This is a genomic window from Hymenobacter lucidus, assembly GCF_020447265.1.
In the GTDB taxonomy this organism is placed as follows: domain Bacteria; phylum Bacteroidota; class Bacteroidia; order Cytophagales; family Hymenobacteraceae; genus Hymenobacter; species Hymenobacter lucidus.
The window spans coordinates 154473-172251 of sequence record NZ_JAJADR010000003.1; the positions used below are offsets into that span (position 1 = coordinate 154473).

At 57.1% G+C, this 17779-nt stretch carries 20 protein-coding genes; 9 read left to right on the forward strand and 11 right to left on the reverse strand.

Going from position 1 to position 17779, the window contains the following annotated elements; all coding sequences use genetic code 11:
- Positions 1-28: 28 nt before the first annotated feature.
- The 3 genes from LGH74_RS12180 (at position 29) to LGH74_RS12190 (ending at position 3042) form a co-directional block, all read left to right on the forward strand.
- Positions 29-1429: a vWA domain-containing protein gene (locus LGH74_RS12180; RefSeq protein ID WP_226176055.1), complete on the forward strand. Its 1401-nt coding sequence runs from the start codon at positions 29-31 to the stop codon at positions 1427-1429.
- Between the two features lie 35 nt (positions 1430-1464).
- Complete coding sequence (locus LGH74_RS12185; RefSeq protein WP_226176056.1) at positions 1465-2013, forward strand: hypothetical protein; 549 nt, start codon at positions 1465-1467, stop codon at positions 2011-2013.
- Positions 2014-2082: 69 nt separating this feature from the next.
- Positions 2083-3042 (forward strand): transketolase family protein, encoded by a 960-nt coding sequence (locus tag LGH74_RS12190; RefSeq protein WP_226176057.1) that lies wholly within the window; start codon positions 2083-2085, stop codon positions 3040-3042.
- Between the two features lie 111 nt (positions 3043-3153).
- Here LGH74_RS12190 and LGH74_RS12195 read toward each other — a convergent pair whose 3' ends face one another.
- From LGH74_RS12195 to LGH74_RS12225, 7 genes are all read right to left on the reverse strand, one after another.
- Positions 3154-3735 (reverse strand): hypothetical protein, encoded by a 582-nt coding sequence (locus tag LGH74_RS12195; RefSeq protein ID WP_226176058.1) that lies wholly within the window; start codon positions 3733-3735, stop codon positions 3154-3156.
- 222 nt (positions 3736-3957) lie between these two features.
- Positions 3958-4722, reverse strand: coding sequence for a sterol desaturase family protein (locus LGH74_RS12200; RefSeq protein ID WP_226176059.1), 765 nt, complete (start codon positions 4720-4722; stop codon positions 3958-3960).
- Positions 4723-4844: 122 nt separating this feature from the next.
- Positions 4845-5444: a hypothetical protein gene (locus tag LGH74_RS12205; RefSeq protein WP_226176061.1), complete on the reverse strand. Its 600-nt coding sequence runs from the start codon at positions 5442-5444 to the stop codon at positions 4845-4847.
- A 202-nt stretch (positions 5445-5646) separates the two neighbouring features.
- Positions 5647-6303 carry a class I SAM-dependent methyltransferase gene (locus tag LGH74_RS12210; protein ID WP_226176661.1) on the reverse strand — a complete coding sequence of 219 codons (657 nt, stop codon included), beginning with the start codon at positions 6301-6303 and terminating at the stop codon, positions 5647-5649.
- A 178-nt stretch (positions 6304-6481) separates the two neighbouring features.
- Positions 6482-8086 carry an ABC-F family ATP-binding cassette domain-containing protein gene (locus tag LGH74_RS12215; RefSeq protein WP_226176063.1) on the reverse strand — a complete coding sequence of 535 codons (1605 nt, stop codon included), beginning with the start codon at positions 8084-8086 and terminating at the stop codon, positions 6482-6484.
- A 239-nt stretch (positions 8087-8325) separates the two neighbouring features.
- Complete coding sequence (locus LGH74_RS12220) at positions 8326-8913, reverse strand: hypothetical protein (RefSeq protein WP_226176064.1); 588 nt, start codon at positions 8911-8913, stop codon at positions 8326-8328.
- Between the two features lie 111 nt (positions 8914-9024).
- Positions 9025-9537, reverse strand: a complete 513-nt coding sequence (locus LGH74_RS12225) for a hypothetical protein (RefSeq protein WP_226176066.1) — start codon at positions 9535-9537, stop codon at positions 9025-9027.
- Positions 9538-9662: 125 nt separating this feature from the next.
- On the opposite strand from LGH74_RS12225, the gene LGH74_RS12230 reads away from it, so the two are divergent.
- Positions 9663-10391, forward strand: coding sequence for a DUF481 domain-containing protein (locus LGH74_RS12230; protein WP_226176068.1), 729 nt, complete (start codon positions 9663-9665; stop codon positions 10389-10391).
- A gap of 87 nt (positions 10392-10478) precedes the next feature.
- Here LGH74_RS12230 and LGH74_RS12235 read toward each other — a convergent pair whose 3' ends face one another.
- From LGH74_RS12235 to LGH74_RS12245, 3 genes are all read right to left on the reverse strand, one after another.
- The gene (locus LGH74_RS12235; protein ID WP_226176070.1) at positions 10479-11171 is read right to left on the reverse strand and encodes a hypothetical protein; all 693 of its coding nucleotides are present in this window, start codon (positions 11169-11171) and stop codon (positions 10479-10481) included.
- Between the two features lie 77 nt (positions 11172-11248).
- Positions 11249-12112, reverse strand: a complete 864-nt coding sequence (locus LGH74_RS12240; RefSeq protein WP_226176072.1) for a pirin family protein — start codon at positions 12110-12112, stop codon at positions 11249-11251.
- Between the two features lie 70 nt (positions 12113-12182).
- Complete coding sequence (locus tag LGH74_RS12245; RefSeq protein WP_226176073.1) at positions 12183-12890, reverse strand: hypothetical protein; 708 nt, start codon at positions 12888-12890, stop codon at positions 12183-12185.
- A 161-nt stretch (positions 12891-13051) separates the two neighbouring features.
- Here LGH74_RS12245 and LGH74_RS12250 point away from each other — a divergent pair, with 161 nt between their 5' ends.
- From LGH74_RS12250 to LGH74_RS12265, 4 genes are all read left to right on the forward strand, one after another.
- Positions 13052-13603: an RNA polymerase sigma factor gene (locus LGH74_RS12250; protein ID WP_226176075.1), complete on the forward strand. Its 552-nt coding sequence runs from the start codon at positions 13052-13054 to the stop codon at positions 13601-13603.
- A 30-nt stretch (positions 13604-13633) separates the two neighbouring features.
- Positions 13634-14095, forward strand: a complete 462-nt coding sequence (locus LGH74_RS12255) for a hypothetical protein (protein ID WP_226176077.1) — start codon at positions 13634-13636, stop codon at positions 14093-14095.
- Positions 14096-14130: 35 nt separating this feature from the next.
- Entirely contained in the window at positions 14131-14628 is a 498-nt protein-coding gene (locus LGH74_RS12260; protein ID WP_226176078.1) for a hypothetical protein, read from the forward strand.
- Between the two features lie 201 nt (positions 14629-14829).
- Positions 14830-16020 carry an aspartate aminotransferase family protein gene (locus LGH74_RS12265; protein ID WP_226176079.1) on the forward strand — a complete coding sequence of 397 codons (1191 nt, stop codon included), beginning with the start codon at positions 14830-14832 and terminating at the stop codon, positions 16018-16020.
- A gap of 77 nt (positions 16021-16097) precedes the next feature.
- Here LGH74_RS12265 and LGH74_RS12270 read toward each other — a convergent pair whose 3' ends face one another.
- Positions 16098-16556: a tellurite resistance TerB family protein gene (locus LGH74_RS12270; protein WP_226176080.1), complete on the reverse strand. Its 459-nt coding sequence runs from the start codon at positions 16554-16556 to the stop codon at positions 16098-16100.
- 250 nt (positions 16557-16806) lie between these two features.
- Between LGH74_RS12270 and pfkA the strand changes: the two genes are divergently transcribed.
- Positions 16807-17778 carry a 6-phosphofructokinase gene (gene pfkA / locus LGH74_RS12275; protein ID WP_226176662.1) on the forward strand — a complete coding sequence of 324 codons (972 nt, stop codon included), beginning with the start codon at positions 16807-16809 and terminating at the stop codon, positions 17776-17778.
- Position 17779: the final 1 nt, after the last annotated feature.

The following is a 17779-nucleotide window of genomic DNA, read 5'->3' on the forward strand; positions in this document are numbered from 1 at the left end:
AGGGAGAGGGGCCGGGGTGAGGTTTCGTATGCGCCGCTTAACCGTTCTTCTGCGCTGGGTGCTGTTGCTGGCTTTCGGGCCGGCCTCGGCCACCTACGCCCAGAACGTGCCGCCGCAGAAACCCCGCGTCACGCGCATCCTGTTCTTGCTCGATGCCTCGGGCTCGATGCTGGCGCCTTGGGAAGGCCGGGCCCGGATGGACGTAGCCAAAAGCTTGCTGGCCAAAATGGCCGACTCGCTCAACGCCTACCCCAACCTTGAGCTGGCCCTCAGGCCCTACGGCCACTTGTACGGCAAGGAGGAAAACAACTGCGAAGACTCGCGCCTGGAAGTACCCTTCGCGGCCAAAAACGCCAAGGCCATTAAGGATAAGCTTCAGCAGATCGAGCCCCGCGGCAACACTCCTATTACCTACTCCCTGCAACAGGCCGCCAACGACTTCCCGGCGGACAAAACGGCCCGCAACGTGCTCATCCTGATTACCGACGGCCTCGAATCCTGTAAAGGGGACCCGTGTGCCACCTCGATTGCGCTCCAGCGGAAGCATATTTTCCTGAAGCCGTTCGTCATCGGTATCGGGGCCGAAAAGGAGTTTGGTAAGCAGCTCGAATGCCTGGGTCAGTACTACAACGCGGCCGACGTGAAGACCTTTCGCCAGGTGCTCGACAACGTCATTGCCCAGACGCTGAACAAGACCACGGTCAGCATCAACCTCACCGACGAGGCGGGCAAGCCGGTGGAAAGCAACGTGAATATGACCTTCGTTAACAACGTCACGGAAACGCCAGAGTACAACTACGTGCATTACCGCGACGCGCAAGGCAAGCCCGACGTGCTCGACATCGACGCGCTGCAGAGCTACGACCTGGTCATCAACACGGTGCCGCCGGTGCGGCAAGCCAACCTGGCCATCCGGCCCGGCAAGGCCAACGTGCTGACCTACAAAACGCCGCAGGGTACCCTGGCTTTGCAGTCACCGAACATTACGCCGAATCCTTACGGCAAGGTGCAGGCGGTGGTGCGGGCCCAGGGCAACCCAGCTACGGTGGTCAGCTTGGGCTTTGGCACCAGGCAAAAGCTGCTGGCCGGCAACTACGAGGTGGAGCTGCTTACGCTGCCCCGCATCGTGCGCCGCATCAGCATCAAGCAGGGCCAGGAAACGGCCGTAACCTACGACGCGCCCGGCACGCTCAACATCGTGACGGACCTGAAAGGCTACGGCAGCATTTACCGCCTCAACAACGATGAGTCGCAGACCTGGGTGTATAACCTGCCCGAAGGCAGCAGCAAAGTGAACCTGCCCATGCAGCCGGGAGCCTACCGCTTGGTGTTCCGCACCGCCACGGCCACCGGCAGCAAGTTCACCGATGTGCGCAACTTCACCATCCGCTCCGGGCAGACCAGCTCGGTGAGTATGTTTGGCAAATGAGCTTTACTCACTTTGGCCAATTCAATTCCTCCAGCATGAACAACTACAGGATTTTGCCTAGAATAATTACCCTGCTTACTCTGATATATGTTCTTGCTTCGGCAACCTACAAGGGTATTGAGCTAGAGTCAAAATCTTTCATCAACAAGAAGGTTGAGCTAAAAATCCCAAAGGGATTTGAGGTTATGAAGGAGGAAATGATGAAAATGAAATACCCATCTGAGAGAAGGCCAACATTGGTTTACACCAATGAAACCGGTGGAATTAACGTTGCTCTGAACCTCACCAAAAACAAGGCAAGTCAGGACTTAATTAGCCCTCACAAAGACAACTTTGTCAAGGTCTTCAAAAACATCTACCCTTCGGCTGAGTGGAAGAGTAGCGGTATAAAATCCATTAATGGCCGAAAGGTTGGCTACCTGGAGTTGGTTACTCCGGCCATTGATACCAAGATTTACAACTTGATGTTTTTCACTGACCTAGACGGCCAGTTGCTTCTATGCACTTTCAACTGCACAGAAAAAAGCATCAAGGAATGGCAACCTGTAGCTCAGGAAATTATGGGCTCTCTGAAAGTAAAGTAGAACAACTGCTTTCTGAACAGAACAAATAACGAAACCAACAGAAACATAAAACTTCCCTTCCCATACCGAATGAAAGATTTCCCCTACACCGAATCAAAAGACACCCGCTCCGGCTTTGGCGTGGGTTTGCACGAGCTGGGCAAAACCAACCCCAACGTGGTAGCACTGACGGCCGACCTCACCGGCTCGCTCAAAATGGATGCCTTCAAGAAGGACTTCCCCGAGCGGTTTTTCCAGGTGGGCATTGCCGAAGCCAACATGATGGGCATTGCGGCCGGCCTCACCATCGGCGGCAAGATTCCCTTCACCGGCACGTTTGCCAACTTCAGCACCGGCCGCGTCTACGACCAGATCCGCCAGAGCATTGCCTACTCGGATAAGAACGTGAAGATCTGCGCTTCGCACGCCGGCGTAACGCTGGGCGAGGACGGCGCCACGCACCAGATTCTGGAAGACCTGGGCATGATGAAGATGCTGCCCCACATGACGGTCATCAACCCCTGCGACTTCAACCAGACCAAGGCCGCGACCATTGCCATTGCCGAGCACGAAGGCCCGGTGTATCTGCGCTTCGGCCGCCCGGTGGTGCCCAACTTCACCCCCGCCGACCAGAAGTTTGAAATCGGCAAGGCGGTGATGCTGAACGAAGGCACCGACGTGAGCATCTTCGCCACCGGCCACCTGGTGTGGAAGGCCATCCTGGCTGGCCATATTCTGGCCGAGAAAGGCATTAACGCCGAAATCATCAACATCCACACCATCAAGCCCCTCGATGCCCAGGCCATCTTGGAGTCGGTGCGCAAGACGCGTTGCGTGGTATCGGCCGAGGAGCACCAGATGAACGGCGGCCTCGGCGACAGCATCGCCCAGCTGCTGGCCCGCGAAGAGCCCCTGCCCCTGGAAATGGTAGCCGTGAACGACTCCTTCGGCGAGTCGGGCACCCCCGACCAGCTCATGGAGAAATACGGCTTGATGGAAAACGACATCGTAGCGGCCGTGGAGAAAGTGCTGGCCCGCAAGGCCAAGTAGGTTCTGCTTACCACTTGTATAAAGAAGCCCCCGCAGCTAGGTAGCTGCGGGGGCTTCTTTATATAGGCTCATACAGTCCCAGCCAGTAGTACCATCTGGCCCGCCGTGGTCTTAGCCATTGGGCTTACTTACCGGCCCCAGCACCCCCAGCTTCGAGACGCCATACAGCAGAGCGCGCCGGATACCACCGTGCAGCACCAGCCCAACCAACCCCAACACCGTTCCGATTATCATGGGCAGTACGGCCCCGAAAGTATAGGTCATGGCCAGCACGAAGCCCAGCAAACACTCAGGCCGGTAAATTGGCACGAAGAAGGCAAACACGAACAAGCCCAGCATCACATTGCCCGCCATATCCGACTCGCCGGCCGTAAACAGCACCGCTATCAACACCCCGAACGACAAAGCCCCGACGAACCCGACCAGGGCGCGCCGCAAGGCCCGGGGCGCGGCCGAATACGAATTGGTTGTACCAAAGGCCTGCCGCCGGATGCGGGCCAGTAGAAACCAGGTGAGCACCGGCAGCAACAGTCCGCCCCACCAGTTAGAAATAGCGGGCATGTCCGGGCGGGCCAGCAGGTGGTGACTGGGTACGCCGCCGTGGTAGTGGCTCCAGGCCAACAGCGCCCAAATAGCCACCGTTACGAGTAGGGTGCCATACAGGCTGAAGGTAGAAAAGCGCTTTTCCGTCATGCGTTTTGCCCGTGAGTAGTTTTGCCTAAAGCTCCCTACCAGCTCTAGAGGCCAGTTGCTGGGTAAGCGGCGCCAATATAGGTGAATATCGATGCTCTACCCGCCGCCCGTTAGCACAGACAAGGTTACGCGCAAAGTAGGTTCTGAGGGCTCCAAGTGAAACGGCCCCGGTTGCGCACTGCATCCGGGGCCGTTTCTATTTTAGTTTACTACAGTATGGTGTTAGCGCTTGTCGTAGACGTCTTTAAATCGAAGCATCTCCCATATCCTTCGCTCGTTATTGTTGGGAAAGCCACAATTAGGAGCAAAGTCGTCGGCCTCCTTAAAAGTTCCGAACATCCTGTCCCACCACGTTATATCGCCGTAATTGTATTTATGAACATCGAGCTGATGGTGGATAGAATGGTGTTCGGGCCTCTGCAAAAAGTAACCAAACCATTTAGGCGTTCTGATATTTGAGTGATAAAAATATTCTCCTGTAGCACCAAAAAATGATGTCCAAGCTGCTGCTTCGGCAGTGGCCCCAAAAATAAAGAATAGAAAAAAGCTAGTAATAACCGAATCTGCTAGTATTTCAACAGGGTGCTTATAAAATGAGGTCAATAGTTCTATTCTGGTTGGGCTATGATGGATTTGGTGAAAAACAACCCAAAACCCATTGGCGTGCCGTAAACGATGCCACCAGTAGAAAACAAAGGTTCCAAAGAACCAGTAGGTCAATCCCTCGGTAATAGGGGTATGCCAATTACCCAATTGTACCAAGGAATATTGTCTAAAGTGTGTATTCCATGTCAAACCACCGATGCCAATAAGCGTGATTTGAACAATATTCATAAGCACAGCCCGAAGATACCATCCCTTCGTTTCAGGGAGTTCTCTGCCAGGAAATCGTCGTTCCAAAATAAAGAACATCAAAGTTGACAGAAAAATCAGGATCACCTGAATTCCTTGCGTTGCCAAAATTTTGCTAATATTTATCTCATTCATAGCAAAGGCGCTTACAGAGTATTAGGAATGCTTCTGAATAGTTCATGAAGTTATTACAAGCAAAAGAGTGCGAGCCAACTAATTAATAAAATTAATATATTAATTATCGTCTCAACAGCTTGCTACGCTACATACATAGCACTCAAATAGTGGTCGTGGCCTGTTACGTAGAGCGGAATAGACGCCCAGGCGAACCCCTTGACTTTGGCTGATTCTTTGGCAGCTTTGAAAAGCTCCTGCAAGCGCAGCACAATCAGAACGGCGGCATCCTCCGCGGCCTTTTCGTGGGCTCTCTTTTCCCACTTTTCCGTGTCCATATAGTCTTCGTACACCGACTGAATTTCTTCCAGCCCGGTAATAGGCAGGCCCTCTACCGGAACGGCAAAATTGGAGTAATTATAGTCTGCCAGCCAATCGGTATCTGCCGATCCTTCGTCCCGGTCGAAGGCAAATACATCAACAAACCACAAGTCATAGTTGATGGTAAACCCGTTCATTTCCGCGTACAGGGCTTGCACTGTTAACTCCTGAGAAGCCTTGGCATAGAAGGCATCCAAGTACGCTACCAAACTATCCGTCAGCTGCAGCAGGTTTTTCCCTAGCAAGCCGTGGAAATCCGCGACTTTCTGCTTTTGCACTACGTCTTCCACGAAGACAATAGCCGCCTCAAGTTTATCCTGGGTCACGAGTTTCTGTATTTTCTCGGCGTGTTTGTCGGTCATGAGTATCGTTAGGCCGTGTGCGGTAGTGCTCCTTGCGTGTATTTGCTGGTGAAAGGTAGCCACAAGGCCTGAGCTTACTGCGGCTTGCCATACCACTACATCCATCAGGACTAAGAAAGCTCTGCAGCAGTATCTAAAACGGCTATACACTCCCAAAACCCCGCCCCTACCCATCACAGTTAAGGTGACTGTCGTGGCTGAGTTACACTTGCTCGGAAGCGACGCTGGCCACAGCCGGTTTTTTGCGACCTACAAACCGTATTACCGAGCCGTATCCATTATGGAATAACCCCTCCTTTAATTCGATTTCTTTCTCTTCTAATTCCAGCGGTTCATAGTTGCTGAAGTCCGCCCGTATTTCGTCAATCGAGAACAGCATATCCACTTCTTTCGGACCACCTACTTTTTCGTTCTTCGCCAGATAGCGCAGGTGCTGTTTGCTAAATGCCTCGAATATAATTACCCCGCCAGGTCGCAGATAGTTATCCAGGCTCTGGTGATAGAACGATTTGACATCGGCCGGAAAGTGAGCATAAATCAGGGCAATTGCATCAAACTGCTCGTTGCCAAACCCTAAAGTCTGTAACTCCCCCACCCGGTAGTCGATGGAAACCTGGTTGGCTTCAGCCAGCTGCAAGGCCTTATTGCGGCCTTCCACACTTATGTCAAAGGCCGAAACTACCCACCCCAGCTTAGCGGCAAAAACAGCATTGCGCCCCTCGCCTTCCGCCGCGAAAAGTATTGCTCCGGGTGCCAACTGTTCCAGTTGTTCTTTTAAGTAGTTGTTGGGCTCTTTGCCATACGCAAACTCCTCGCCGCTATATCTCTCATCCCACCGCTTGGTCCATACATCCGTCATGTCTTCACTTGATTTAGATTTCCGCAAGAATTTAGCTTGCTACCATGTCCGTTGCTCGGTAGCCATCCAGCAGGATTTTGAGGTTGTCTACTACCGGTACAGCCCGCTCAAATGTAGCAGTAAGTCCAGAATCGGCTAAAGCTTCTGCCGGGCCTGGAGTTACCGCTACTACAGGCCGCTATACCGGGCCAATATTACCCAGCTCGATGGTGCGCGCCACGCCAATCTGCGCCAGGAAAACCAGGTCGTGGGAGACGACGATGAGCGTGCCCTGGTAGTCATTGAGGGCGGCGGTGAGAATGTCGATATTCTGGAGGTCGAGGTTGTTGGTGGGCTCGTCGAGGACGATAATATCGGGGGCCTGGCTGCCGATGGTGAGGCAACAGAGCATGAGGCGCATCTTTTCGCCCCCGCTCAGGGTGTGGCCGGGCTTGTCCCAATCGTCTTTGGAGAAGAGGAAGCGGTTGAGCCGGATTTTTATTTCGTGCTCCTGCAGGGCCGTGTGGTTGAAGCTCTGGGCCTGCTCATACACACTCAGCTGGTTGTCGATGAGAGAATATTCCTGGTCAACGTAGACCGTCTTGTTCGCGGCCCGCACGATGGTGCCGGTCGTTGGCTCCGCCGCCCCGAGCAGAAGCTTAATCAGGGTGGTTTTGCCCGCGCCGTTGTGGCCCTTTAGCGCAATTCGCTCCCCGCTGGTCAGCTGCAGGCTCAGGGGTTGGGGCCACAGCGGCTGCTCTGCGTAACCGTAGTTCACCGCCACCGCCGTAACCAGGATTTTGCCCATATGCAGGCCGGAATGGTCAAAACCGAACCGCATCTTGTCCACATCGGGCAGCTCCTGACGCAGCTCGTGCAGCTCCCGGGAAATAGCGCCCAACTTCTCGGCGTGCACGCCCTTGAGCCGGGAAGATGTTTTCTCGGCGTTGTTGCGCAGCGTGTTGAGCATAATGGTCGGTACGCCCGCCTTCTCCTGCTTTTTCCGGCCCCGGGCATCCAGCTTCTGCTGCCGCTCGGCGGTTTCGCGCTCTACTTCCTTGGCTTTGCGCAGGGCTTTTTCCTTGCTGCGCACGTCTTCGCTCAGAGCGTTGCTTTCGAGGTGCTTCTGCTCCTGGTAGAAGTCGAAGTTGCCGCCGTACACGGCCAGGCCGCGCCGGCTCAGCTCCACTACCGTATCGAGCAGGTTGAGCAGCGTCCGGTCGTGGCTCACAACGAGCAGCGTGGCGGAGCTTTGCTGGATAAAGTCGTAGAGCAGTTGCCGGCCGGCCGTATCGAGGTGGTTGCTGGGCTCATCGAGCAGGATAAGCGCGGGCTGGTGAATGGTAATTCCGGCCAGAAACACCCGGGTTTTCTGCCCGCCACTTAGGGCCGCCAGCGGCTGCGTCAGGTCCAGGCCGGCTAAGCCCCAGTGGGCCAGGGCATCGGCGCACCTTTCTTCGATGGTCCAGTCGTCGTTGAGCACGGCCAGGTTGGCTTCGGTGACGGTGCCGGCCAGAATTTGGTGCAAGGCCGTGAGCTTATCGGCCACGCGCAGGGCCTGGGCAATGGTCAGGGCGTTGAACTGCCCGAAGATCTGGGGTACGTAGTACGGTGGCGCGTCGGGCCTGACCAGACCGGTGGCTGGCGGCAGTACGCCCGCTATAATCTGGAGCAGGGTCGATTTGCCGACGCCATTGTTGCCGATCAGGGCCAGCTTCTGGTGTTTGGTAACGCTAAGATTGAGGTTGTCGAGCAACACGTCCCCATTGGGATGCACGTAGCCCACGTTCTGGAGAACCAGCATAGCCATTTCTTTCTTCCGGTGAATGAATAGGAACCGCGCCGCCGCACAGGACCGGGCGTTCCGTTTTTCCTTGAAAGAAATTGGCTATTACATCCAGTAGCGTCTATAAATACGGGGGCAAATTTACGGCAAAAGCCCGTTTAGTCAAAGTAGCCGTACGACTGCAAAATCAGCCCCGACCTGAACAGCGCATAAATCAGCAAGGCCCTGGAATTACTACCGTACCAGCTTTGGGCAGCTTAGTGCATGCAGCCGATAAACATATTCGACTTAATCTTAAACACGTTTCGGCTGGCAGGGCGCAGCACGGCCAGGGCGCTGTCGGCCGCGGCTTCCTGCTCGTAAATACCGGTTACTAGGGCTATGGTCTGCTTGCCGGCCGCTGCCTGGTAGGCATCCAGGTACTCCAGACTGAGGCTATGGGCTGGAAACCGGCGCAGGAAATAGTCGCCGGCATACATTTCGTCGCTCGACGTATCGGGCAGGATTATCCGGTTTTTGGCGGTATCAAAATACCGGCCCATAGTGTCGATACCAATGGCAAATTGCTTGTTCAGGCCCATCATCTTGCGGTGCAGCGCCGCGTAGGAAGCACTGGTATCGGCTACTACCACGTAGTACGTTTCGTACTCGTCGTTGGCGCTGTCGGCCGGTGCTACCGGCTGCGCTGCTGCTGTTGCTGGAGCGTCAACCGTGGTTGCCGCATGCCTGCGGGCCGCTGTAGCTACCGGATGATTCTCGGCTTTACTGGTGGGTGAGGAAGTGGTATTTGGCTGGCAGGATGTTAGAGAATATAACCCGAGCAGAATGGCGGTGAGCTGTTTCATAGTAGTTAGGGCGGGACGTATTCTATTTGACGGAATAGTCTTAGGCGGCACAGTCGCAAAAAGGCAAACCACCGTCATGTGGCGGCGGCGCCTGTGTATGACGGGCTGCTATTAGCACGGCTCCCAGAAGTCGAGTTGGGCCAGCTTGCCGCCTTCAAAGTAAAGCTGCACCTGCCCCTCACATTCCTTGCAGGGCGCTAGGATTACCATTTGGCCTTTTGGGGTTTTGGCGGCCGCTTTGGTGGCGGCCGGGTACACTTTCTGCACGTCGGCCAGAGTCGTTTTGCCCGACAGATTGATGCGGGGCGTTTTGTAGGAAAGCTTACCAGTCCGGAAATCCAGGCTCATCAGGTCAGCTTTGGTGTCGTAGATGTAAAACACCGTGTTGCCGTAGTGGTACACCTTCTGCACTTTGGCTTCGCTCTGCTCTTTGGTCAGGCCGCACTCGTATTCGGCATTCTTGATGAGCGTGGGCTTACCAAACTGCCGGAGCACCTGCTGCCGGGTGGAGAAAGTAGGCAGCGTGGCGTTTATCGACGACTTGGTGGGGTCCAGCACCGGCAGGTTGATCTGGCCAAAGGCGGCGGTAGAGCTAAGTAAAGAAAGGGCAACGAGTAAGCGCATAGTGGGGCGGTAGAAATGAGGATGATAAAGGAAAGCTGGGGCAATATGCGAAGAAAACGATGCTTACGGCAGCTTCGGGAAAGTACCTTTGCGGCCTAGCTATGTGCCACCTGTGCCCTGCCCGGATGCTTTTTCGTCGTCTGCTCCTGCCCGTCTGCCTGATTCTGTGGGCTTTACCCGCCCGGGCCCAGAAGCCCGATACCACCATCATTCGCTACAGCGGACAGCTGGCGGGCCAGTATTCGGCCGGGGGCGTCAACCGGACGCTGTTTTCGACCACGCACTCTGCCACGCTGCTGCGGGGGCTGCACTTCGGCGCGCCCGTGACGGGCAGCTTCCTGTTTGGCAAGCAGGAGCGGCTGCTTAAGGAACGCGAATGGCTGTTCAATGCCACGCCCTACTACTGGAAAGGGCGTTTCCGCTTCTACGGCATCGGGGGCTATGAGCGCAGCAACCTGCGCGGTATCAACAACCGGTTTCAGCTGGGCCTGGGACCGGGCTGGGCTTTCTACTCCGATTCGCTGGGGCGGGAAGTGGCCGTAAGCAACCTGTTGATTCGGGAGGCGACGTACTTCCAGGGCAGCACCGAGCGACTCGTGTCGCGCAGCTCTACGCGGCTGAAAGTGGTGTATTCCTACCGGGTATTTTCGCTCAACTCCACCACGCTCTACCAGCCGAATCTGGCGAAATTCGCCGACTACCGTGCTACCCAGCTTACCACGCTGGCGTTACGCTTCAGCACGCGCTTTGCCATAACGGGCACCTATTCCTACACCTTCGAAAGCCGTGTACTGGAAGGCAAGCCCACCGACAATACCAACGTAACGTTGGGCGTAGCTTTTAGCACTAAGTAAGCAACACGTTTTGTCCTTACAGTTGTTTATCCTGTCATTGCGAGGACCCCGCGCGATGCAATGACAGGATAAACAACTGTCCTTTCCCTACAGCGCCAGGCGCCGCAGCGTAGGCACGCCCTGCCAGCCGGCTACGGGCTTGCCGGTAGCGTCGTACACGCCCAGCTCGGCTTTATTCACATCCGGGCCCAGGCCCACCAGAATAGAAAAGTTGCGCGTGGGGGTTTCGCTCAGGTACTCGGTGGCGCCATAGGCAGTCTGGCTTTCGGTATCTTCGGGCACTTCAGCGGCCAGATAAAACCCGGGGTTCAAGTCGGCCACGCCTTCCTCACGCACCTCCCCATTCTTGCCGCCTACGATTTCGGCCGCGAAGCGAATACTCGTGTAGTTGAGCCGCGTAAGAGTAAGCGTGACGGTTTGGGCGCCCTGGCGGCCGGAGTAGGTCACGGGCTTGCCAGCGGGCAAATCGGTGGGAAACTCCACGGGCTCCTGCTGGTCGAGCAGCAGTTGATTGCCGCGCAGCTTGTAGCCCGCACTGCCCGCCATTTCCCGCAAGCCCTTCAGAAACACCGGCGACACGCCAGCCGAATCCGTGCTTACTGCCGCAGTAGCCACCGAATCGGGGGCGGGCGGGGTGGCGGCCGCGCTATCAGAAGCAGCCAGGGGCTTTCCGGGTGAGGAGGTGGCCTGGTTATCGGCTTTTTTGGGGGAGCAGGCGGCCAGCACGCTTAGGATACACAGGGCGCTGAACACGCCCGACTTGCGGAAGGATGACGACACGGAGCGGGTTGAATTAATAATGCAGGAAAGCAGCTAGGCAGCCGGCAAGGTCGCCAGATGGCCTTTCGGGCCGCAACTTACTCATCAAACAGCATCCCGAGGCGGCCCATACGGTAGTCCCGCATGGCTTCCATGATTTCGGTCTGGGTGTTCATCACGTAGGGCCCCTGCCACACCAGCGGCTCGTGGTAGGGCTCCCCGGTGCAAAACAGAATGGTGGCAGCAGCTGTGGCCTCGACCTCGATGCGGCCGGCTTCCGGCTCAAACTCGACCAAAGTGCGCTCCTCAATGGCGCGGCCGTTGACCTGCACCGCGCCGTGCAGCACGTAGAAGAGCACGGTGCGCCCGGGCTCTACCTCAGTTTGTAGCGTACCGCCCGCCGTTAGCTCGATAGTCAGGGCCTGAATGCCGGTAATGGACTCCACCGGCCCTGTGGTGCCTTGCCAGCTGCCGGCTACCACGCGCACCGTGCCACCACCATCGGGCAATGCCACTACCGGAATCTGAGTGGCGGCTACGCCCTGGTAGCGCGGCGGGGTGCGTTTGAGGCGAGCCGGCAGGTTTATCCAGAGCTGCACGTACTCAATGACGCCGCCCGCCTCGCGCAGCTCCCGGGAGATATTTTCGCTGTGCACGATGCCCAATCCGGCCGTCATCCACTGCACCCCTCCCGCCCCAATAACGCCGGTATTGCCCCGCGAATCATGGTGGCGCACGTCGCCGGCAAAAATGAAGGTGACGGTTTCAAAGCCCCGGTGCGGGTGGGGCACGAAGGGCAGGCCGCGGCCATGAGGCTCCAGCTCTTCGGGGCCGGTGTGGTGCAGCAGCAGAAACGGGTCGAGCTGCTCGATGAAGCGGCTGGGCAGCGGCTGGTAGGTCGTGAGGTGTTCCTGCTCGAGGCGCTCGGCCACGATGCGGCGGCGAATGGGTTTCAAGGACATGAGGACAAAGGTAGCGTGGGACCTGGGCAGCCCGGGTTGAGGGGTGAGCCAAGTGAAAGCAGGAGGTGAGCTATAACTTCCGGAAAGTGAATTTCAGACGCTGCCCGGTTTGCTGCCGGCGCAGCACCAGCGTATCCGAGAATTTGGGTTTGATAACAGAATCCCCCAAAGCGGCCAGCTCCGAAACCCGCTGGCCGGTGGCGTTGGGGATGGTGGTGAACGTGTATTGCCAGTCCCGGTCGTTGAGCACCATCCGCTCGATAGTATCCCTCTTTCTGGTCGCGCCTTCCACCACCAACGGATTTTGGACGTCGGTAATAACGCCCCGGAGCCGGCTTCCGTTGAATTCCCGATACGCCTTTTGCGGCTCGGTGTACACCCGGCGCAACACTGCCTGCGTGCCCATTTTATCGTATTCCACCAGCTCGTCGCCATCAATGCGGTAGTCAAACCGAAACTGGTCGGTTAGCACCCAAATGGAAGTCGAGTCGTGGTAGCCCATTGTGGCCTTTGAGGCCGCGTAATAGTACTCCGCATCCTCACCTGAGCTTTGCTGGCCGTAGCTATAATAGCGCACGTGGGCCGTATCCTGGATTTCGAGCAGGGTAAAGCCGGTCTTGTTTTTTTCGACCCAAGTACCCCGCAGATAAGGATACGGAGCCGCTGGGGCCGCTTTTGCAGCAGCGGCAGCACTGGTAGCAGCCTCCTGCGGCTGGGAGTTGCAGGCCGAAACCAGCAGGAACGCCAGCCAGTAGAGCCGGAAATGGAAGTTGGGCATGGGCAAACGGTCTATTATTGGGGGCGTTTGGCACGAAAATATTCTACTTCCCCGCTTCTACTGCCCCGGCTCCGCAAATTTTCTGACCGGCCGGCTAAACCCTGCCGTACTTTTCCGCTCTAACCCCGCACAGCCCCGCCGCTCCTAACCCGCTCCCCTGCTTGGAAGACCAGGAAATCCTCGCCAAGTTCGCCGACCCCGCTGCTCGTAACGTGGCTTTCAACCAGCTGGTGCGCAAGTATCAGTCGAAGATCTATTGGCACGTGCGCAAGATGGTTATCGACCACAACGATGCCGACGACCTGACCCAGGATACCTTCGTGAAAGTGTGGAACCATTTGGAAAATTTCCGCCGCGACGCCTCACTCTATACCTGGATTTACCGCATTGCCACCAACGAGTGCCTGAACTTTCTGTCGTCGAAGCGCCGCAAGTTTTTTATGCCGCTCCACGACGTGGGCACCGAGCTGCTCCAGAAAGTGGAAGCCGACCCCGGCCTGGCCGGCGACGAAATCGAGCTGCGCCTGCAAAAAGCCATTCTGCGCCTGCCCGACAAGCAGCGGCTGGTGTTCAACATGAAGTACTACGACGACATAACCTACGAGCAGATGGCCGAAATAACCGGCACCAGCGTAGGCGCGCTGAAGGCCTCCTACCACCATGCCGTCAAGAAAATTGAGCAATACGTCAACGAAGAGTCTCACCTGAATTAAACCTCCCGGCCCGCGCCGTATCTAAGCCCTATGAACACTCCTTTCCGTCTGGATGAGCACAAGCGCCGGCCCCAGCCGCTGGCTCCGCCGCCCGCCGACTACTTCGAGCGGCTGCCCCGCCAATTGATGGCGCGGGTGCAGCCCGCGGCTGGCCGCAGCGAAGCGGCGTTTGGCTGGCTGGCCGCCCTGTCGATGCCGCTGCGCACGGCCCTGGCCTCGGTAGTGGTGCTGGGCGGGTTTGCCACCAGCTTTCTGCTGAGCCAGTCGGCCGTCACCAGCGTGACACCCGCTGCCACCGTGGCTTCGCTGGAAGCCGTGCCCCGCACCGAAATGATGCAGTACCTGCTGGCCTCCGACTCCCGCGTGACGCTCACCGACCTGGCCGAGCTATCCACCGCCGACCACAGCCTGACCGACAGCTTCCTGCAGGCTTCCCCCGACGAGTTGCAGGACGCCCTCGATGCCCAGCCCACCGACGACACCTATCTGTAATTTGTAGTTTAGCCTTGTCTTTGCCTTTCTCTCCCATGAAATATCTTCTCCGTAGTCTTCTGGCCGTGCTGCTGCTGGCGGCCGTGCAGAGTGCCAGCTTCGCCCAGGGTGGCCGCCGCCAGGGGGACCGTCTGAGCCAGCTGGAAAACGCCAAAATTGCGTACCTGACTGATAAAATAGCGCTGACTCAGGACCAGGCCCAGCGCTTCTGGCCGGTCTACAACGAGTTTTCAGACAAGCGCCGCGACGTGGCCCGCCGTATGCGGCAGTTGCGCAATGCCAGCCCCGACGGCCTCTCCGACCAGCAGATCAAGGAAAATCTGACCCAGGCCCTGAGCTTGCGTCAGAGTGAAGTAAACCTGGAAAAGGAGTACTTCGAGAAATTCCAGAAAGTACTGACCATCCGCCAGGTGGGCAAGCTCTTCATTGCCGAGCGCGACTTCACCAAAGAGGTCCTCAAGCGCGTAGCTGACCGGCGCGGCGGTCCTGGCCCGGCCGGTGCCGGCCAGTTGGCTGGTCCGCCCGAAGAATAATTTTCCGCACTCCCTATTGCATCAAACAGGCTGCCCCGGCAGCCTGTTTTGGTTTTCGGGCGGGTGTAGCAGCGCCATCTGTATAGTTCGCGTAAATGAACGACAATCATTCTGGCACGCGAACTACACAGTTAAAGTTCGCGCTACGGCCAGCCAGCTTGGCTGCGTACCTTTGCGCCCCGCTTCCGAATCCGCTTTGCTATGCTTACTACGCGCCAGCTCTTTCTCCGCCACCAGGCCCAGACCTCCGATTTTCCCCTGCTGCTCGAAATTGAGCGGGCCGAAGGGGTATATATGTACGGTACCGACGGCCGCCGCTATCTGGATCTGATTTCCGGCATCGGGGTGAGCAACGTGGGCCACCGTCACCCGCGCGTGGTGCAGGCCATCAAAGACCAGGTCGATAAATACCTGCACCTGATGGTGTACGGCGAACTAGTGCAGGCCCCACCGGCCGAGCTGGCCCATGCCCTGCACCAAACCCTGCCCGTGCACCTCGACAGCGTATACTTCACCAATTCCGGCACCGAGGCCATTGAAGGCGCGCTGAAGCTGGCCAAGCGCCACACCGGCCGCACCGGGCTGGTTTCCTGCCACAATGCCTACCACGGCTCCACTCACGGCGCGCTGTCCATCACCGGCTCCGAGGGCTTCAAGAACAGCTACCGGCCGCTACTGCCCGACGTGCAGCACATCCACTTCAACAGCCTGCCCGACCTGGAGCTGATAACGGAACACACCGCCGCCGTGGTCGTCGAAACGGTGCAGGGCGAGGCGGGCGTGCGGGTGCCCGAGCCCGGCTATCTGCCGGCCCTGCGCCGGCGCTGCCAGCAAGTTGGGGCACTGCTCATTCTGGACGAAATACAGTGCGGCTTTGGGCGCACGGGCTCATTCTGGGCCTTCGAGCAGTTCGGTATTGAGCCCGATATTCTGGTGTGTGCCAAGGGTATGGGCGGCGGTATGCCCATTGGGGCCTTTATTTCGTCGCAGGCAATAATGGCTGGCTTTAAAACCAACCCGATTCTGGGCCACTGCACCACCTTTGGCGGCCACCCGGTGTCGTGCGCGGCTTCCTTGGCCACGCTGCGGGTCATTCAGGAGGAAAATCTGCTGGCCGGCGTGCACGAAAAAGCCGCCTTGTTCCGGCGGCTTCTGCAGCATACGGCTATTCGGGAAGTACGGGGGCACGGCCTGCTATTGGCCGTAGAATTTGACTCCTACGCGGTGCTGAAGCCCATCATCGACCACGCCCTGGCCCACGAAGGTATCCTGACCGACTGGTTCCTGTTCTGCGACAATTCCCTGCGCATCGCACCACCACTGACCATTTCCCCCGCCGAAATCGAGGAAAGCTGCGCGGCTTTGTTGCGGGCTATTGATAGTTGTTGTTAGTTGCTCGTTGTCAGTTGTTAGAGGCAGTCGTCAGCACAAACTAACAACTAACAACGAGCAACTAACAACTAAAACCTCTACAGCCCACTGCCTTTCGGGTGGGTGCCGTTGTAGTTGAGGAATGATTCCGACTCGGTTTTGATTTGCTCCCGGGGCAGGCCGTCTTTCACCCCAACGGATATTTTGCGCACCAGCACGCCCACAATGGCTTTACGGAAGCCCAGCTTTTCGGCCATGCCGATACAGAAATCCATTTCGTGGTCGTCCACGATGCCGTCGGCCAGCATCATGTCCACGAGGTCGAAAATCTGGTCGAACCGCTCTGAGTCGTTGTCGGGCAGCACCAGGTTGATGCTTCCCGAATTGGCCACGATGGACCGGACATCATCGGGCCGCATCCCGTTCTTCTTCCCCACAGCCACGATAAAGCTCATTTCCCGCTCATCAATGTGGCCGTCGGCTTTGGCCAGCGCTGCCAGATTCATGAGGTGACTCTTCACTTTCTTGGTTTGCTCATTTTCAAAAAAGCCAAACATATGGGGCGTTGCTTAAGTAACGGTGAAGGAAAAGAACAGGACCGGCAGCCTGCAAATAAGCGCCGGTGGGGCGGTTAAGATACTCGGCTGGGAGCGTTCCTGCAATACGCAGTTCCAAAAAAAACAGCCAGACAGCCGCTATAATCTGCGTTGTTTTTTTGCCTTTCCTGGCTTTGGAGACTTTGTTTTCAATTTGGATTTACCACCTTTGCCCCGCCCGCTTTGGGCAGTTCTGAATACCTGAATTATGATGAAACGTATTGCAGTTTTCACCAGCGGCGGCGACTCGCCGGGTATGAACGCCTGCATCCGGGCCGTGGTGCGCACGGCCGTGTATCACGGCATTGAAGTGTACGGCATCATGCGCGGCTACAGCGGCATGATTAAAGGCGAATTCGTGAAGCTCGACTCGGCTTCTGTGGCCAACACCGTGCAGAAGGGCGGCACTATTCTAAAGTCGGCCCGCAGCCAGAAATTTCAAACCAAGGAAGGCCGGCAGCAGGCTTTCGACCAGCTCGTTAACAACGGAATTGATGGCCTCGTGGCCATTGGCGGCAATGGTACCTTCACCGGCGCCACCATTTTCGAGCAGGAGTTTGGCATTCCCACCGTGGGCGCGCCCGGCACCATCGACAACGACCTCTACGGCACCGACTACACCATCGGCTACGATACAGCCGTAAATACGGCCCTCGAAGCCATCGACAAAATCCGGGACACTGCCGACTCCCACGACCGTTGCTTCTTTATCGAGGTAATGGGCCGCGACTCGGGCTACATCGCCATTCCCTGCGCCATCGGCGGCGGGGCCGAAATTGTGATGATTCCGGAAACCCAGATGTCGACCGAAGCGGTAATTGAAACCCTACAGGCTGGCTGGAAACGCTCCAAAACGTCGTTTATCGTGATTGTGGCCGAAGGCGACGAGGAAGGCAACGCCCAGGCCGTGGCCAAGCAAGTGAAGGAAGCTATTCCCGAGCTCGACACCCGCGTAACCATCATCGGGCATGTGCAGCGCGGAGGCTCCCCCACCGCTGCCGACCGCCTGTTGGGCTCCCAAATCGGCATTGCCGCCGTGGAAGGCCTCATGAACGGCATGCGCAACGTCATGGCCGGCATCGTGGACCGCAAGCTGGTTTACACTCCCTTCAGCGACACCATCCACAAGAAAAAACTCATCAACCAGACGTTCATGCGCATGGTCGAGATTCTCTCTGTTTAAT

What these genes read in the sequence shown, in the direction of transcription:
- LGH74_RS12180 (WP_226176055.1), top strand. Translation starts at nt 29, where the DNA reads ATGCGCCGCTTAACCGTTCTTCTGCGCTGGGTGCTGTTGCTGGCTTTC.
- LGH74_RS12185 (WP_226176056.1), top strand. Translation starts at nt 1,465, where the DNA reads ATGAACAACTACAGGATTTTGCCTAGAATAATTACCCTGCTTACTCTG.
- LGH74_RS12190 (WP_226176057.1), top strand. Translation starts at nt 2,083, where the DNA reads ATGAAAGATTTCCCCTACACCGAATCAAAAGACACCCGCTCCGGCTTT.
- LGH74_RS12195 (WP_226176058.1), bottom strand. Translation starts at nt 3,735, where the DNA reads ATGACGGAAAAGCGCTTTTCTACCTTCAGCCTGTATGGCACCCTACTC.
- LGH74_RS12200 (WP_226176059.1), bottom strand. Translation starts at nt 4,722, where the DNA reads ATGAATGAGATAAATATTAGCAAAATTTTGGCAACGCAAGGAATTCAG.
- LGH74_RS12205 (WP_226176061.1), bottom strand. Translation starts at nt 5,444, where the DNA reads ATGACCGACAAACACGCCGAGAAAATACAGAAACTCGTGACCCAGGAT.
- LGH74_RS12210 (WP_226176661.1), bottom strand. Translation starts at nt 6,303, where the DNA reads ATGACGGATGTATGGACCAAGCGGTGGGATGAGAGATATAGCGGCGAG.
- LGH74_RS12215 (WP_226176063.1), bottom strand. Translation starts at nt 8,086, where the DNA reads ATGCTGGTTCTCCAGAACGTGGGCTACGTGCATCCCAATGGGGACGTG.
- LGH74_RS12220 (WP_226176064.1), bottom strand. Translation starts at nt 8,913, where the DNA reads ATGAAACAGCTCACCGCCATTCTGCTCGGGTTATATTCTCTAACATCC.
- LGH74_RS12225 (WP_226176066.1), bottom strand. Translation starts at nt 9,537, where the DNA reads ATGCGCTTACTCGTTGCCCTTTCTTTACTTAGCTCTACCGCCGCCTTT.
- LGH74_RS12230 (WP_226176068.1), top strand. Translation starts at nt 9,663, where the DNA reads ATGCTTTTTCGTCGTCTGCTCCTGCCCGTCTGCCTGATTCTGTGGGCT.
- LGH74_RS12240 (WP_226176072.1), bottom strand. Translation starts at nt 12,112, where the DNA reads ATGTCCTTGAAACCCATTCGCCGCCGCATCGTGGCCGAGCGCCTCGAG.
- LGH74_RS12245 (WP_226176073.1), bottom strand. Translation starts at nt 12,890, where the DNA reads ATGCCCAACTTCCATTTCCGGCTCTACTGGCTGGCGTTCCTGCTGGTT.
- LGH74_RS12255 (WP_226176077.1), top strand. Translation starts at nt 13,634, where the DNA reads ATGAACACTCCTTTCCGTCTGGATGAGCACAAGCGCCGGCCCCAGCCG.
- LGH74_RS12260 (WP_226176078.1), top strand. Translation starts at nt 14,131, where the DNA reads ATGAAATATCTTCTCCGTAGTCTTCTGGCCGTGCTGCTGCTGGCGGCC.
- LGH74_RS12265 (WP_226176079.1), top strand. Translation starts at nt 14,830, where the DNA reads ATGCTTACTACGCGCCAGCTCTTTCTCCGCCACCAGGCCCAGACCTCC.
- LGH74_RS12270 (WP_226176080.1), bottom strand. Translation starts at nt 16,556, where the DNA reads ATGTTTGGCTTTTTTGAAAATGAGCAAACCAAGAAAGTGAAGAGTCAC.
- pfkA (WP_226176662.1), top strand. Translation starts at nt 16,807, where the DNA reads ATGAAACGTATTGCAGTTTTCACCAGCGGCGGCGACTCGCCGGGTATG.